Origin of the sequence: Martelella alba, assembly GCF_005217455.1 — a bacterium.
Lineage (GTDB): Bacteria > Pseudomonadota > Gammaproteobacteria > Enterobacterales > Enterobacteriaceae > Acerihabitans.
The window spans coordinates 83,859-97,986 of sequence record NZ_SZPQ01000024.1 but is presented as its reverse complement, the minus strand read 5'-3'; the positions used below and the strand labels follow the sequence as shown (position 1 = coordinate 97,986).

17 protein-coding genes and 1 tRNA gene are annotated in these 14,128 nt (G+C 51.8%); 8 read left to right on the top strand and 10 right to left on the bottom strand.

The genetic code is table 11. The annotated features are described in order from the left end of the window. Positions 1-820 precede the first annotated feature (820 nt). The gene (locus FCN80_RS16570; RefSeq protein WP_136991280.1) at positions 821-1,735 is read right to left on the bottom strand and encodes a LysR family transcriptional regulator; all 915 of its coding nucleotides are present in this window, start codon (positions 1,733-1,735) and stop codon (positions 821-823) included. 161 nt (positions 1,736-1,896) lie between these two features. Between FCN80_RS16570 and FCN80_RS16565 the strand changes: the two genes are divergently transcribed. Then, a complete protein-coding gene (locus FCN80_RS16565) occupies positions 1,897-2,646 on the top strand; it encodes an SDR family oxidoreductase (protein ID WP_136991283.1) in 750 nt (249 codons plus the stop codon). 360 nt (positions 2,647-3,006) lie between these two features. Here the strand turns inward: FCN80_RS16565 and FCN80_RS16560 are convergent, their stop codons facing one another. From FCN80_RS16560 to FCN80_RS27255, 4 genes are all read right to left on the bottom strand, one after another. Continuing rightward, positions 3,007-3,528 (bottom strand): GNAT family N-acetyltransferase, encoded by a 522-nt coding sequence (locus tag FCN80_RS16560; protein WP_136991279.1) that lies wholly within the window; start codon positions 3,526-3,528, stop codon positions 3,007-3,009. A 196-nt stretch (positions 3,529-3,724) separates the two neighbouring features. Next, a complete protein-coding gene (locus FCN80_RS16555; RefSeq protein ID WP_136991278.1) occupies positions 3,725-4,114 on the bottom strand; it encodes a VOC family protein in 390 nt (129 codons plus the stop codon). A 707-nt stretch (positions 4,115-4,821) separates the two neighbouring features. Next, the gene (locus FCN80_RS16550) at positions 4,822-5,559 is read right to left on the bottom strand and encodes a metallophosphoesterase (protein WP_136991277.1); all 738 of its coding nucleotides are present in this window, start codon (positions 5,557-5,559) and stop codon (positions 4,822-4,824) included. Between the two features lie 200 nt (positions 5,560-5,759). Continuing rightward, positions 5,760-5,894 carry a hypothetical protein gene (locus tag FCN80_RS27255; protein WP_306767888.1) on the bottom strand — a complete coding sequence of 45 codons (135 nt, stop codon included), beginning with the start codon at positions 5,892-5,894 and terminating at the stop codon, positions 5,760-5,762. A gap of 91 nt (positions 5,895-5,985) precedes the next feature. On the opposite strand from FCN80_RS27255, the gene FCN80_RS16545 reads away from it, so the two are divergent. Then, complete coding sequence (locus FCN80_RS16545) at positions 5,986-6,927, top strand: GlxA family transcriptional regulator (protein WP_136991276.1); 942 nt, start codon at positions 5,986-5,988, stop codon at positions 6,925-6,927. A gap of 119 nt (positions 6,928-7,046) precedes the next feature. Here FCN80_RS16545 and FCN80_RS16540 read toward each other — a convergent pair whose 3' ends face one another. Then, the gene (locus tag FCN80_RS16540; protein WP_136991275.1) at positions 7,047-7,346 is read right to left on the bottom strand and encodes a type 2 periplasmic-binding domain-containing protein; all 300 of its coding nucleotides are present in this window, start codon (positions 7,344-7,346) and stop codon (positions 7,047-7,049) included. Between the two features lie 71 nt (positions 7,347-7,417). Continuing rightward, entirely contained in the window at positions 7,418-8,440 is a 1,023-nt protein-coding gene (locus FCN80_RS16535; protein WP_136991274.1) for an IS630 family transposase, read from the bottom strand. 153 nt (positions 8,441-8,593) lie between these two features. Here FCN80_RS16535 and FCN80_RS16530 point away from each other — a divergent pair, with 153 nt between their 5' ends. From FCN80_RS16530 to FCN80_RS16515, 3 genes are all read left to right on the top strand, one after another. Then, the gene (locus FCN80_RS16530; RefSeq protein ID WP_136991273.1) at positions 8,594-9,628 is read left to right on the top strand and encodes an IS110 family RNA-guided transposase; all 1,035 of its coding nucleotides are present in this window, start codon (positions 8,594-8,596) and stop codon (positions 9,626-9,628) included. Positions 9,629-10,076: 448 nt separating this feature from the next. After that, positions 10,077-10,769 (top strand): hypothetical protein, encoded by a 693-nt coding sequence (locus FCN80_RS16525; RefSeq protein WP_136991272.1) that lies wholly within the window; start codon positions 10,077-10,079, stop codon positions 10,767-10,769. Between the two features lie 210 nt (positions 10,770-10,979). Beyond that, positions 10,980-11,459 (top strand): Hcp family type VI secretion system effector, encoded by a 480-nt coding sequence (locus tag FCN80_RS16515; protein WP_136991270.1) that lies wholly within the window; start codon positions 10,980-10,982, stop codon positions 11,457-11,459. A gap of 481 nt (positions 11,460-11,940) precedes the next feature. Here the strand turns inward: FCN80_RS16515 and FCN80_RS16500 are convergent, their stop codons facing one another. After that, complete coding sequence (locus FCN80_RS16500; protein ID WP_230492717.1) at positions 11,941-12,348, bottom strand: phage portal family protein; 408 nt, start codon at positions 12,346-12,348, stop codon at positions 11,941-11,943. Positions 12,349-12,360: 12 nt separating this feature from the next. Between FCN80_RS16500 and FCN80_RS26875 the strand changes: the two genes are divergently transcribed. After that, positions 12,361-12,519 (top strand): hypothetical protein, encoded by a 159-nt coding sequence (locus tag FCN80_RS26875; protein ID WP_230492716.1) that lies wholly within the window; start codon positions 12,361-12,363, stop codon positions 12,517-12,519. A 32-nt stretch (positions 12,520-12,551) separates the two neighbouring features. Further along, a complete protein-coding gene (locus FCN80_RS16490) occupies positions 12,552-12,692 on the top strand; it encodes a GpE family phage tail protein (protein WP_136991267.1) in 141 nt (46 codons plus the stop codon). Here FCN80_RS16490 and FCN80_RS16485 read toward each other — a convergent pair. Beyond that, positions 12,671-12,747 (bottom strand) — tRNA-Ile (locus FCN80_RS16485). The genes FCN80_RS16490 and FCN80_RS16485 overlap by 22 nt on opposite strands. A gap of 130 nt (positions 12,748-12,877) precedes the next feature. On the opposite strand from FCN80_RS16485, the gene mug reads away from it, so the two are divergent. After that, on the top strand, positions 12,878-13,384 hold the full coding sequence (gene mug, locus FCN80_RS16480; RefSeq protein WP_136991266.1) for a G/U mismatch-specific DNA glycosylase: 507 nt from the start codon (positions 12,878-12,880) through the stop codon (positions 13,382-13,384). 116 nt (positions 13,385-13,500) lie between these two features. Here the strand turns inward: mug and FCN80_RS16475 are convergent, their stop codons facing one another. After that, complete coding sequence (locus FCN80_RS16475) at positions 13,501-14,127, bottom strand: TetR/AcrR family transcriptional regulator (RefSeq protein ID WP_230492715.1); 627 nt, start codon at positions 14,125-14,127, stop codon at positions 13,501-13,503. Position 14,128: the final 1 nt, after the last annotated feature.

Genomic DNA, 14,128 nt, shown 5'->3' with positions numbered 1-14,128 from the left:
GTGTTAGACATGTATCCAAGCCTATCTCTTAAGTTAAGAGACTTCTACTGTCTGGTTTCGCAGGGGGCCTACTCAATGCGAACGATGCTGTATATCGCCTGACGTTATTGCGCCCCACGGCCTTTGTCCGGTTTTGACAAAAAAATTCTTCATTTTAAGGTAGGGCGCTGGCGATTCAACGCTGTTCCCGACCCCTTTACCGCTTATCTGCCGCTGCGAAACCATCCGGATTATTCAAAGCATTGAGATTTACTTTCATATTGATACGTGCTAAATGTGTCCCGGCGAGTTTCGAGGGAGATACAGATTCGCCCACGATAACAAAAACCTGTTTTCACTATACTCGTCATACGTCAAGCTGCCTCTTTGCTGGCTGCGCTTGCTCGCCCCAGTCACATCGCGATCCATGCTCCTGGGGACTGACTCCCTTGCCGCCGCGATGCGACTTGAATTATTTAGAGTAGAAAAGGAGACGACATTAAATCCGTTTTACTGACATCGCCGCTCATAGCCAGGATGCCCAGAAACAGATTGCGTGTAAGTCAGCGCATAGCGCAACGGCTGCTTTTACTCATTACGGGTGATGATAAAGTATGACGAGTATAGCGGGAATGCGCGCGCTCTCACGGGTTACGCGGCAATGGCTCTGGCCCTAAAAAGCGATATGCGGCTGGAAAGCGGCTACCGCGAGAACGCACCGAAAATCTCTACATAAGTATGTGGGCGCCGTTCACGCGGGTTTGTTTATTCCGCTCTGTGAGCATTCACCCTGCACCTTATCAATTACGACCTTAACAATGACCCGGAAGACGGCATGGGGTTAGTGCGATTCTCCCGCCACGCGCTGGGGAAAGATTTCCAGCAGCCATTCGATAAATACACGTAACCGGTGTGTGACGTGGCGATTTTGTGGGTAAACGACATGGAAAGGATAGGGCTCCGGGCGCCATTCCTGCAAGATTTCAGTCAACATCCCTTCTTTTATTGCCTTACCGGCACAATAGCGAAATGTCTGAACAAGACCTATCCCGGCCAGGGCAGCGGACAGGTGGGCATTGCTTTCGTTGACCCCAATACGGTGGTCGATTTTAATTTCTTTTTTTTCCCCTTGGCGTTCGAAGCGAAAAGGGGTGGCCTTGCCATTTTGCGGCGACAGATAGCTCACCAGACGGTGTCCGTTTTTCAGTTCTTCAGGGGTGGCCGGTGTGCCATAGCATTTGAGGTAAAACGGGGTAGCGCAGGTGACAAACGTCGCCGAGCCAATATAGCGCGCAATAAGAGAAGAATTCTCCAGCGGGCCACCGCGGATAACGCAATCCACATTATCGCTAATCAGGTCAACGGAGCGGTCCGAAACGCCTAAATCAAGGCGAATATCGGGATAACGTGCCAGAAAATCCGGCAGGGCGGGAATCAATACATCACAGGCGGCGGAACCGCCGATATCAACACGTAACGCACCACGCGGTTTGCTTCGCGCGGTATTGAATGCGTTGTCGATATCTTCCAGATCGCGCAGTATCCGTGTGCTCTTTTCATAATATTCATGGCCTTCCGGCGTTACCGTTACGCGGCGGGTAGTACGTTGCAGCAAACGGACGCCGAGATGAGACTCCAGTTCCTGAATCAATTTACTTACTGTGGCGTTGGGCATATCCAGTGAGTCCGCCGCCCGGGTGAAATTTCCCGCTTCCACAACCCGGGCAAATACCCGCATTGCCACCAGTTGGTCCATCGTTTTCTCCGCATATAGATCTTGCTCGATTATACACAAATATGAATAGTCATTTTTATTTTTCGCTATTTTTCAATAAAACTGACGGCGGTACTGTAGCGCCATACCCCGCATACCGGGGCTTACTGATGAATCCGACCATCAAAATTGAGGAAACGAAAATGAGCAAACAATTGAACGGCAAAATCGCATTGGTTACCGGTGGCACCAGCGGCATTGGCCTGGCGACGGCGAAAGAATTGGCGGCACAGGGCGCACGGGTAGTTATCACTGGTCGCCGCCAGGACGTATTGGATTCGGCTGTCGCGGATATCGGTGGCGGCGTAATCGGTATTCGCGCCGATGCGTCAGTACTGGCCGACCTGGATAAGGTTTATGCGCAAATTGCGAAAAGTGCCGGGCATCTGGATATCCTCTTCGCTAACGCAGGGGGTGGCGATATGTTGCCACTGGGCGAAATTACGGAAGCGCATTTTGATGCGATTTTTGACACTAACGTACGTGGGGTGTTATTCACTGTGCAAAAAGCATTGCCATTGTTGACTGACGGTGCATCCGTCATCCTCACGGGTTCAACCACTTCGGTTCAGGGGACCGCCAGTTTCAGTGTTTACAGCGCCAGCAAAGCCGCAGTACGCAATTTTGCCCGTTCCTGGGTGGTAGACCTGAAAGTGCGCAATATCCGGGTGAATGTTGTCAGCCCTGGCCCAATACGTACCCCGGGCCTGGGTGGACTGGTGCCTGACGAACACCGGCAGAGGTTATACGATGCACTGGCGGCTCAGGTTCCTCTTGGACGCCTGGGTGAAGCGGCGGAAATTGGCAAAGCAGTGGCTTTTCTTGCATCCGATTCGGCAAGCTTTGTTAATGGCATCGAACTGTTTGTCGATGGTGGCATGGCGCAGGTTTGAATGTGAAAAATAACCGGCCCCGTTGCTGGAGCGCGTTTCCTCTTGCAACGGCACGGGTACAGTAAAGATGACAAAAGGCCCGTTTGTTGCCGGGCAAAAGCCCCCTTTCAGCTTTGCGCCAGCGCCTTTATCAGACTGGAGCTTGGAGAGCCATAATGCATCGACACTGATTGATTCGCGGACTAAAAAAATCTTGAAACTTTCCAGAATAATCGCCAGGCCGTTAATCAGGTATTGGCCGGCGAGTAGGATGATTTATTCGGCACGCCGTTGAAAACCGGTCCTGCGGGGCAGGGCGGATGTCAACTTGTTCAGGCGCGACGGTAGGGCGCAGGCGATTCAATTCCGTTCCCGACCCGTTTACCGCTCATCTGCCGCCGCAGAATCATCCGAATTATTTAAGGCATTGAGGTTTATTTTCATATTGAAACATGCTAAATGCGTACCGGCAAGTTTCGAGGGATATAAAGATTTACTAACGATAACAAACCCCTGTTTTAAATAAAAGGAGACCGCATTAGGTGTCGAAGAGAGAGTAAGATAAGTAAAACCCCGGTTCCCGGCCTCCTTTTTTATTGCGTTGATAATCGCTCTGGCCAGTCCCTTGCCCATATAGGCAGGCAGCGTGCAGATAGCTTCCACACTGTGACGGGAAAGATCAAGAAAGCCGGTGGCGAGGGGTTTCCCTTTAGAATTTTCGGCAACGAAAAAAGTATTTTCATCAATCAACTGCCTAAAGCTATCGGGCATATCGTCCGGCGTCCAGGCAAGAATCACCGAAGCCGCATAGCTTGATGCGCATCCATGTCGAATGGCCTGATTTCTGATATTCCACAATTCGTTCGCTTCGTCGGGCGATGCAAGCCTTATTTTCGTGTTCATGGGTTCTCCTGCATAGACTCGTCATACTTCGCGTTGCCGTTTTGTCGACGGCGCCCGCCCCAGTCACAGAATGATCGCCGCGCCTGGAAGCTCGCTTGTCGCCGCGATGCAACTTGTCGTATTCAAAGTATATCGGCCAGCGCGCGGGAATATGCCCAGCGCTTTCCATACGGCGACGGTTTTAGTGCAAAGTGTGTTATTCCCATTGACTATTTTGCAAAACGACCCGGTATCCATCATTGTCCTGAAACGTGATGCCCTTGATATCCCAGTAGGGATTAAACGAAAGTACTCTGGCGAATCCGGCGTTATCCATATTCGCGCACGCGGCATTCCAGACATCGGCATGAGGGAGATACAAAACCAGTAAATCCTCCATGGAAGCAGAAGGCGCAACCGGATGGTCATGGCATAAGGTAAACTCCAAATGCCAGCCCAACCCTTTACGGCCCAGCATATACCCGCTGAAACCGGCATGGTCGGCGAATGAGCCTAATTTATCCAGTTCAAGGCCCCGGCAGTACATCTGGCAACTTCTTGCAAGGTTACTCACTGGGCGTGCGATTCGTAGATGTTGGATAAGCATGATTTTCCAGCATGGCGAGGTGAAGAATAGCGGATTTCGCCCAATAAGGGCTATCGTTGCATTCATACTATACTCGCCATACTTCGCATTGTCTCTTTTTTAGTCATATTCGTTCCCGGCCCATTTGCCGCCCGTTTGTCGCCACGATACGACTTGAGGTATGAGGGCTACAATCCCTGCCGCTTCCCATGCGTCACTCTCCCGATTTTTATGTTATCGGCGTCTAAGCGTATTTTTGATCTTTAAAACATCGATATTTCGCACTGAAAGCCGGGGTTAACGGCGTTGAAGTTGAACAAGGCAACTCAATTAAAGATTTAACGGCACTCGTCCTTTTTGAGGAAGAACTGCCACCATCGAATCGCTTTAGGTTTGATGGAGAAGAAAGTGCCAACCATTAAAATAATATAATTGAAAGTCAATTAACCTTCACTTTTCCTGACGGGGCGAAGTCAACACAATACCATGATGGGTCCTTTTCCCGAAATCAGTTCAATAATGCCTTTGGTGAAACGAAGGCCGTTGACATCATTTACCTGGAAAGTGATGTATGTGGGTTTATTGAGGTGAAAGATTACCGTGTTTCTCCCTGAACAAAAGCGATGGATCTCGGCGCAAAAGTGGCTATTAAGGTTCGCGATGCCCTTTCCGGAATTTACACGGTGGGCTGTAACGCGAACGATAATACTGAGAAATAAGCGTGCTTCCTAAACGGAAACATGATGGCCGGTATGGACATTGCCCACATACCGGTAAATCATCAGCGCGGGGGGATCGCTGACGGGAGGTCTATTTTCCGTACCAAACCACACGGGATTAGCGGGGCAGACAGATCCGCAAATATATGCCGGGATGCCGGCAAACACGCCCGCCACTGGCCGGTGGACGTGTCCCGAAGCGATGGCCAAAAGTTTACCGGGGGCGCGTTGAATCAGTGCCGCCAGTTCGCGGGTTCCTGCGCACATTATCTTATCCAGCGTGGGAATGCCGGACTCGACGACGTGATGGTGCAAAAATAACAGTGCTGGCGAGTCGCCGGTATCGCTAAGCTGTTTCTCCAGCCATTCAATATGCCCTGACAGGCTGCCCGAACTCTCATTTTCAAGCGTCGAATCCAGACCTATAAGGCGAAGGCCGCCGGCGTGGTACGTGAAATGCAGGGATTCCCCCGGTCCATCGTTCGCCCAGTGTCGCTCACCCCATACTGAGCACATATGGCGGCGATCATCGGTGTTACCGGGCAGAAGCAGCGAAGGGTACTTTTGTCGGCTGAGACGGTCGGCGATCATCTGATACCCTGCATGCCACCGCTCATCAATCACATCCCCCGTCAGCACCAGAATGTCCGGGTTAAGATGGGCGAGCCACGCCAGCACCCGGTCGAATCTGTGCAGATTGCCGTTGTCATGGCCGGCGTGGATATCCGAAACCTGTGCTATCAGCATGCATACCTCATCAAAATGGTTATCTGGGACTGTGTGGCCAACAGCGCCCGGTTATGGGTCGCGCCAGGTCCATCAAAGGCGAACAAACCCGGCGGTGTGCGTTCCCAATGAATTTGTCACTCCCTTGCCGCCGCGGTGCCGCTCGGTCTATTAAGTATATATGGGCCGACGAGTCGTTTTAATTCCGAACGGGCCCCGTTTCAGATTTGCGAAATGCCGCCGTCCAACGACGCAACAATGACATGGGTGTCCGGCAGAACCCTCAGGAACTGACGAGGCCCGATGAAACCGAGGTGTGTTACCCCCGCATAAAGCGGAATAACGATTGTGGTCATATGCGCTTACGTTTCCCGTTGTTGACAAGTTTTCATCAGCGGCTTATACATGTGTGGCGTAAAGAACACATATCCCTCAAAAAAGGTCATTATGCATACTACTGGTTTTTTTATCTATCCCGGTCACCAACTGCTTGACCTCGCGGGGCCTTTCAGCGCTTTTGAGGCGATAAAGAAGGTATTGGGGCACCCGCTGTATACCCTTCGGGTACTCTCACGCACCGGCGGTATGATTCAGGGCAGCGGCGGGCTTCCGGTGGCGACGCAGCCGGTAAAAAACGTGGACCTGGACACGCTGATTGTCGTTGGCGGTGATATCACGTCCATGTTGCAGCTAAGCGAAGTCCAGGCTGTTGCGGAGCTTGCCCGCCGGACGCCGCGCGTAGCAAGCGTTTGCACCGGCGCTTTCCTGCTCGCCGAAGCGGGCCTGCTCAACGGCAGGCGTGCAACCACTCACTGGCGGATGGCGCCCCGCTTCCAGCAGGCCTATCCCGCCGTGGACGTGGACGCTGATCGGATTTTTATTGTCGATGACGGTATCTGGACCTCGGCGGGTGTTACGGCGGGTATCGATCTGACGCTGGCGATTATCGAAGCGGATCACGGTGCCGAGCTTTCACGCCAGGTTGCCCGCGAGCTGGTTGTTTACCACCGCCGTCCGGGCGGTCAGTCGCAATTCTCCTCCCTGTCCCAGATGGCGCCGGAATCAGACAAGATCCGTCTCGCGCTGAGCTTTGCCCGCGATCATTTGCAGGAATCGTTACCGATTGAGCGTCTTGCTGAAGCGGCGCATCTTAGCGTTAGGCAGTTTGGCCGTCTCTTCCGACGCGAGACGGGCGAAACGCCCGCCAGAGCCGTAGAACGGTTACGCCTTGAGGCCGCCAAGACCCGTATGAATGAAGGCTCGGAGCCGATTGAACACATTGCCAGGGCGGTAGGTTTCAGTGATCCTGAACGGATGCGTCGCGCTTTCGTGAAACTTTATGGTATGCCGCCCCAGGCCGTGAGGCGTGCGGAGCGTAAGCAAAACTGAAGGCGGTAATGCCCCGGTGAGCCGCTTTTATCCCAGGCGGACGTTACGCGAGCTCGCCTCGTCAAGGTGGCGGCGTCATGATGGACATGCCCTTCCATAACCAGGTTATCAGGTGCGCCTTATATTCCCGCCCTGAAGGTCGGGGTTTTACGGCGCGCCTGATAAAGGAACGCGCCCGGTAAGCTGGGGCGCCAAGCATCGAATACGCTGATGAGTCGCCCAGCCTTCAGCGCGTCACGCGCCAAACTCTTGAATACGTAGGCAATACCAAGCCCCGTGGGGGGACTCACTGTCGATGGTGAGGGTGCAAGAACATCCGCTGCCTTCCGAAAGGAGCGCCGCGCCGCTACCTTGACGAAGGCGTTCATCTCGGTCATATCCGGTTTTGTCATTTGTGCATGTCCCATTTTATCATTCATGGCGTTTCAGCATGATGGCATACGGATTAATGTGATTGTTAATTCATTTGATTGCTAAATATCTTCGCATATTACCGCTCCACTTTAGCCAGACCGTGTTGATTACCCGGAAACGGTGAAACAGCATTCATAAACTGCGTTACCTGTTTCAGTAGCTGCCATATATACCGGCACTGATGATTTCGCGTTATGGTTTCGTGTAATGATAACCACAGTCGCTCTATCGGATTCAGCCACGGTGAGTACGTCGGCAGGAACAGCAACCGGAACTTCGGGTTTTCTTCCAGCCATCGCTCCACTTTACGGCTTTTATGAATGATGTAGTTATCTGCCACCAGTGTGATGGTTTTCGCCCGTCGATATGTACGCCGTAATGCCTTTAACAAACTGATAAATAAACCAGAGCTCTTGCTGCTGCCACTGACATAGTGAACCCGCCCCGTACCTGAGTGCAGTGCGCCAGCCAGATAATGCTTCTGGTTCTGACCCGGTGTGGCGATGCGTTTCTGTTGCCCTTTGGGCATCCAGTCCGCGCCGATTTTCGGGTTCAGGTCGATGTCGACTTCAGCCGGGTAAAACACAGGATGTTCCGTCTGCTCCTGAGTCAGCGCCTGCTCAATAGCAAGGCGTTTTTCATCATAGTGCGGGTCTTTTATTTTCAGCGTCGGCGCGGCTCTGCGCCAGACAATACCCGCCTGTTTCAGGTATCTGTGCAGGGTCACGTCAAAAAGTCGATTGACGACGAGTGCCAGCAGTTCCGTGCTCCAGCGTGAACGCAGCCAGCCAAAATCCTTCGGGGAGCGCTGTACCAGCAGAGGCAAAATCTGAAGAATATCGGCGACCGGCCAGCGTGGTGCACGTCCGGGCCTGAGGCTTTTTAATCCTTCAGCACCATGCAGGGTAAACCAGTTTATCCATCTGCCGACTGAAGAGCGTGCAGAGCAGAGCAGTCTGGCAACATCGGTGACGGTCATTCCCTGGTGCAGCATCAACATGGCGACAAGTCGTCGGGCATAGTTCTTATCATGAGTTTGCTGGGCTTCTTTGCGCATCAGTTGTCGTTCTTCATCAGGAATTGCTGCTATGATCGGCATCGCTCAGTCCGGTTGGTGGTTTGGGATATTTGGCGATTGATCAGATCGCACAATCCGGGCTGAGTTCCTTTTACGTGATGTGATGGACGTCCCTCCTCAACATAATCCTGCCACACTTATGTTGAGCCGCCCCATTTATAGAGGAACAACATCATGAACACGATAAAAGTTGTCGGCATCGATCTGGCTAAATCCGCTTTTCAGCTTTGTGTCTGGATGAATGATGGGACCGTTGCCTGGAACCGAAAAGTTTCTCGCAGCAAGCTGTTAGACACGGTTCGTCAATTCCCGCCGGATACCCTTATTGCAATGGAAGCCTGTGCAACCTCGCATTACTGGGGGCGGACTTTCCAGTCCATGGGATACGCCATTCGGCTCATTCCAACCCAACATGTAAAGGCGTTAACCCGTCATCAGAAAAATGATGCCAATGATGCTCTGGCGATATGTGAGACGGCATTTCGTCCGGGGATTCACTTTGTTGCCGTAAAAACGGTTGAGCAGCAGGATATCAAAGCGCTGCGTTGTGCTCGTCAATTGATGGTGGAACAGCGCACCGCCGCGGCCAACCAAATTCGTGCTCTGGCCGCTGAGCAGGGCTTCGAGTTCCCGGTTGGGATACATACCTTGCAACAGCGATTACCCGATTTGATTGAAGATGCGCAAAAGCCCGTGTCTTCGGTATTACGCCATTTGCTTTCCACTTTATTGGAAAACATCCACACACTGAACGAATATATTCGTTCAACAGAATATGAAATCGCAGCATTGTGTCAACAGCAGCCCCGGTATCGGGCACTGATGACGATACCGGGTGTTGGCCCGCTTATCGCCGCCGCTTTTTTAAGTGAGGTTGATGCAGAACAATTTGCTAACGGAAGACAACTTTCCGCCTGGTGCGGTCTGGTTCCCCGGCAACACAATTCCGGTGGGAAACGCATTCTCACTTCGATGACTAAAAATGGCAACTGCGACCTTCGGACACTCATCATTCATGGCGCCAGAGCGGTCATGCGCTATACCCAAAAGCGGGATGACCGCCTTGGAAGATGGCTTAATCATGTCACTGAGCGCCGGGGAAAAATGAAAGCCACCGTGGCGCTGGCAAATAAGTTAACACGTATTGTCTGGCGGTTGCTGTCTGAACCGGTTGATTTCGATATGAACAAGGCTTTTGCGCTGAAGTAGTAATTTGGTTCGGCACAAAGTAAAAGATTTCCTGAGTTTGCAGGCACTGATGGGAAAACGGTAAACCAACCCTGTAATAACCTGAAGTAGATCCAGGTAGAAAATACCGGCTAAGTGATAAGGAAACAGGGTGCGGATGACATCATGGCGCGGGCAAAATTTCCCCAAAAGACGCCGGATATATGACAGCAAACCGTACCACATCAGTACTTGTACACCACGGGACGTCCATATATGATCTACTATTTTGCGAAGTTATTTAGCGAGAGAAACCATATATTTGACGATAATTTCCAGTTCACATCGTATTTATAAAATAAGCGCATGGATTGTTTGAGTGAATTTATTTTGTGAATGCATTATTCACCTATTCCTCTTTATTTGATTTTTTTACGTAAACGTGTTACTTTTCGCTATGTGTACATTTATCAATCGCAGGGAGCGGGGTATGTATTACAGCGATTCAATCATAAGAGAAATGCAGGCGGAAAAGCTAATGGCGTTACAGCTTGACAAAGCTGTAAGCGGCGTTGGTAAGCAAATATCAGAAACAGCCGCCAGAATTAAAGATGGTGCAACCCGCGCAATATATTACACCTCCTGTTTTACTGACAATTATCAAGACGTTTGCGCGAAATTGAAAAGTGAGGATGTTCGCTTCGGTGAGGGGCTTTATCAGCTTTTTCGTGACCGTCGCATTGTATACGATTTGATTGAAGTCTATTTCAAGGATGTGTTGCAGCATAAAACACAGCAGCAATTAGAATTTATAAAATGGCGATTATGGAAATTAGGTTTAAATATTTCAACCAGTAATCTAACTGCTGATTCTCTTACGCTTGGGATAACTACGACCGTATGTTTGAGTCTCGGCTTTAGTCCTCTGGTAGTCGGGCGTGTCCGTGCGTTGGCTGGCGGTGCTGTGGGTGTTGCTGGGCTTTATGGCTATGTACAGCAAGCGGCGGAAAGTGCGGACAGGCTCAAACTTTGGGGCCCTAGATACTATCACGCCCTCTACCTTAGAAAGTTAGAAATGATGTATTTCATCGTAGAACCGATTTTTGTGAAAGCCCGGGCTTTTGAACACACTTATCTATCTGATGATGATATTGTGAATATAATTTCCAGGATGGCTAATTAATGGGCTTCTTAAAGAAGTGGTTAAGATATCAAGTCGGATTTTTTGCTCGGACTTATATACCAGCTATCGCTATTTTTATTTTCTTTATGATTGCGGTTAAATTTTTCCCCTCTTACGCTGTTCAATCAGCCGGGATTTTTGCCGTTGTAGTGTTTATTATTGTTTATCTCACGGCTAAGCCGTCAAAATAATTTTATAAGGATGTGAATTATGTCTACTCCAGCGCATTTATGGTTAACTGATGAAAACGGATCGCCAATTGTTGGTGGCTGCATGATGCCAACCCGGCTCGGCTCGATTGAGTTGAAAACGTTAACTCATAATGTATGCATCCCGGTTGACCCGAACTATGGAAAGTTGACAGGTACAAGAGTTCATTCTCCGATCTGCGTGCAAAAGGAGTTTGATCAAACTACGCCTATTCTATTCCGTGCACTCTGTGAGGGGCGAAACCTTAAGTCGGCAACAATCCGAATGTATAGAATTACTGATGCGGGGATAGAGACTGAGTATTTCAATATTGAGCTTGAAAACGTAAAAATTTGCAGTATTTCCCCCTCATTGCTTCCGGGTGGAGTTAGCGGAACTCATATGGAGGCTATAGAGCTTCGCTATGAAAACATCACATGGATGTACACCGATGGAAATATTTTGTTTAAAGATGGCTGGAATGTTCGCTGGACGGCGTAACCGCGAAAAAGAGAAAAATCCCGCCGCCGCAGATTACGGGGTGATCCATGTACCTAAGCAATACGCAAATCCTTCACGTGTTACGTGGCAAATAATCACCAGACCGGCACTGAAAATGCCGGTTTTTTTATGCCATTTTCCCGCGATTTTCCCGTTTTTTAGTCATGCATGCATCTGGTGCGTGAGTTTGCATGCGCTGCTGTGGTGTTCGTGTGCTCTTTCGCGCCAGTGCTGGCGCAGTCTGGCTGTGGTCGTGCAACTGCATTAAAACCGACACATAAAGCGGGCAGGCGTGGCGGGGAAAGCATTGCGCGCCAGCGGTGGTGCGTGATAATAAAAATTATCGTCTGAGCGCGTCTTGATGGCGCTGTCGTGATTGTTGTCGCGTTGGTGGCCTGGTGTGGTCGTGCGCGCGTGGCGCGTCTGAGGCGTGATGGTGGTGGGGTATGAAAAAGCCGCCATGCTGGCGGCTCGAGGGAGATTATTCCGGGTTGTCGAGGGTATACTCTTTGAACCTGATGAACTCCATGCCGAGCCAGTCGTTTACTTCTCTGAACCTGTCTTGCAGGGGCGACAGCTCGTTTCGCACGAATACCTTTGCCACCTTCTCAACGTCACCGAGTGAGCCGATATTCTCGGGCTTACCGCCCATGAGCTGGAACGGTACGCGGTGGGCGTCCATCAGGTCGGCGGCGCTGGCTTTCTTGATGTTGAAAAAGTCATCCTTTGTGGCGACCTCGCTCAGTGGCACGATTTTAATGCCGTCCGGTTTTCCGCCCGGAGCGTAGAAAAACAGATTCTTAAAGTTGCCGAGCCCTTTCGAGTTGCGCATCGCCTCGCGCAGCGATTCGACATCGGTCGCGCTCTGCGCCGGGTCGGTCACATACATGATGTAACCCGCATGCGCGCCATTCTGGTAATACTTGCGGCGGAACAGCGTCGCGGATTCATTCAGCCAGGCGGAATTAAGCGCGCTGAGATTACCGCAATGAATCTGCCAGATATGCTGTCGCTGGCCGCTAAGGTGATTGGTTTTTTGTCACCGGCTTCGGTGGAATAGACTTCCCGCCCAACCTGTCGACCGATGACCTGATGGCGGATATCGCAGTGATATTTCACTGGTCGCCATCAGAACTCTATTCCCTGAGCCTGACCGAGCTCATCACATGGCGCGGAGAGTGGCCTAACTGTATGTATATACTACTAAAATTTGGTGGCCCCTGCTGGACTTGAACCAGCGACCAAGCGATTATGAGTCGCCTGCTCTAACCAACTGAGCTAAGGGGCCAGGTGGGCATTGATTATAGAGGAACGGCGCAGGCAGGTCCAGATCACGCCAAACTATATGGCTGATTTATCGCCAATTCTCAGCTATCATCAAGATATAACAACACCAACACAGATTGAGAGCCGGCATAATGATTGAAGATATTCTTTCGCCGGGATTGCGTGTCGTGTTTTGCGGTATCAATCCCGGTTTGTCCAGCGCCCATAAAGGCACCCACTTCGCCAATCCCAACAACCGGTTCTGGAAAATTCTCCACCAGGCCGGATTCACCGAGCGCCAGCTTAAACCGGAAGAAGAACACGAGCTGCTGGATACCGGTTGCGGTATCACCATGCTGGTGGAGCGGCCCACGACGGAGGCCGGCGAACTGACCTCGGCTGAATTTCGCGACGGCGGCCGGCGGTTGATTGAAAAGGTTCAGGTTTACCAGCCGATCGCCTTGGCGGTGTTGGGCAAACAGGCCTACCGGCAGGCGTTCCGGGTACGCAATGTGCCTTGGGGCAAACAGAGCGCCACCATCGGCGGCACCGAAATTTGGGTATTGCCCAATCCCAGCGGGCTGAACCGGATGAGCTATGGGACATTGCTCAAAGCTTACCGCGAACTGGATCTCGCCCTGGCCCCCAGGGGCATCTGACGGCGGCCGCCCGGCAGTTTGCGCTCACGCTCCCATGCCGGGGATGCTCAGGCAGGGGGGCGATGCTCAAAGGCAGGGTGGTGCGTCCGTCGCGCCGCCGACTGACGATGGCCGTGTCAGGCGCCGTCAATGATCGCTTTTACATGCGCTTTCTGCGCATGCCGGATCGTCTGAAGTGTGAGCCCATCGGCCAGTAGCGCTTCGATAAGGTCGATATGCAGCGCGGCAAGCAAGGCATGGGCCCTGTATCGGGCACTGTCCTCCATTGTGCCCTGCGCGGCGTCTTGGATAAGTTCTCGGACCAGGCCGTACATCCATCGGTAATGAATCGATTGAAGAAGCCCGGTGGCAGTCACTTCGCGCGCCCGGATGAGGTGTTTATTCTCAAGTTTGAATATCAGCAGCGCATCAAGAAACGCGGCAAGCCGCTCATCTGAAGGCGTAGCGGGTCCCAGCGGCGGCGGCCCCGCGTCCACCGCCTCGCGTAAGGCCTTGAGCTTGGCCGCCCATAAGGTATCAAGCAGGCCGTCCCGACTGCCAAAAGCCCGAAACAGCGTTCCCTTTCCTACGCCGGCCGCCACGGCAATGGCATCCATGGTCACCGTACAGGGCGCTTCGGCATTGGTAAACAGGGCGTCGGCGGCGGCGAGAACGCGCGCGCGGGGAACCGACGGACGTCCCCGACGCCCGCTTTTATTTATGGACTCACAGTCCGAAATGCGATTAGAATGATTTGGACTCATA

Coding starts and splice junctions, on each gene's coding strand:
- FCN80_RS16570 (WP_136991280.1), bottom strand. CDS start 1,735: ATGGACCAACTGGTGGCAATGCGGGTATTTGCCCGGGTTGTGGAAGCG.
- FCN80_RS16565 (WP_136991283.1), top strand. CDS start 1,897: ATGAGCAAACAATTGAACGGCAAAATCGCATTGGTTACCGGTGGCACC.
- FCN80_RS16560 (WP_136991279.1), bottom strand. CDS start 3,528: ATGAACACGAAAATAAGGCTTGCATCGCCCGACGAAGCGAACGAATTG.
- FCN80_RS16555 (WP_136991278.1), bottom strand. CDS start 4,114: ATGCTTATCCAACATCTACGAATCGCACGCCCAGTGAGTAACCTTGCA.
- FCN80_RS16550 (WP_136991277.1), bottom strand. CDS start 5,559: ATGCTGATAGCACAGGTTTCGGATATCCACGCCGGCCATGACAACGGC.
- FCN80_RS27255 (WP_306767888.1), bottom strand. CDS start 5,894: ATGACCACAATCGTTATTCCGCTTTATGCGGGGGTAACACACCTCGGT.
- FCN80_RS16545 (WP_136991276.1), top strand. CDS start 5,986: ATGCATACTACTGGTTTTTTTATCTATCCCGGTCACCAACTGCTTGAC.
- FCN80_RS16540 (WP_136991275.1), bottom strand. CDS start 7,346: ATGAATGATAAAATGGGACATGCACAAATGACAAAACCGGATATGACC.
- FCN80_RS16535 (WP_136991274.1), bottom strand. CDS start 8,440: ATGCCGATCATAGCAGCAATTCCTGATGAAGAACGACAACTGATGCGC.
- FCN80_RS16530 (WP_136991273.1), top strand. CDS start 8,594: ATGAACACGATAAAAGTTGTCGGCATCGATCTGGCTAAATCCGCTTTT.
- FCN80_RS16525 (WP_136991272.1), top strand. CDS start 10,077: ATGTATTACAGCGATTCAATCATAAGAGAAATGCAGGCGGAAAAGCTA.
- FCN80_RS16515 (WP_136991270.1), top strand. CDS start 10,980: ATGTCTACTCCAGCGCATTTATGGTTAACTGATGAAAACGGATCGCCA.
- FCN80_RS16500 (WP_230492717.1), bottom strand. CDS start 12,348: ATGTATGTGACCGACCCGGCGCAGAGCGCGACCGATGTCGAATCGCTG.
- FCN80_RS26875 (WP_230492716.1), top strand. CDS start 12,361: ATGCGCGCCATTCTGGTAATACTTGCGGCGGAACAGCGTCGCGGATTC.
- FCN80_RS16490 (WP_136991267.1), top strand. CDS start 12,552: ATGGCGGATATCGCAGTGATATTTCACTGGTCGCCATCAGAACTCTAT.
- mug (WP_136991266.1), top strand. CDS start 12,878: ATGATTGAAGATATTCTTTCGCCGGGATTGCGTGTCGTGTTTTGCGGT.
- FCN80_RS16475 (WP_230492715.1), bottom strand. CDS start 14,127: ATGAGTCCAAATCATTCTAATCGCATTTCGGACTGTGAGTCCATAAAT.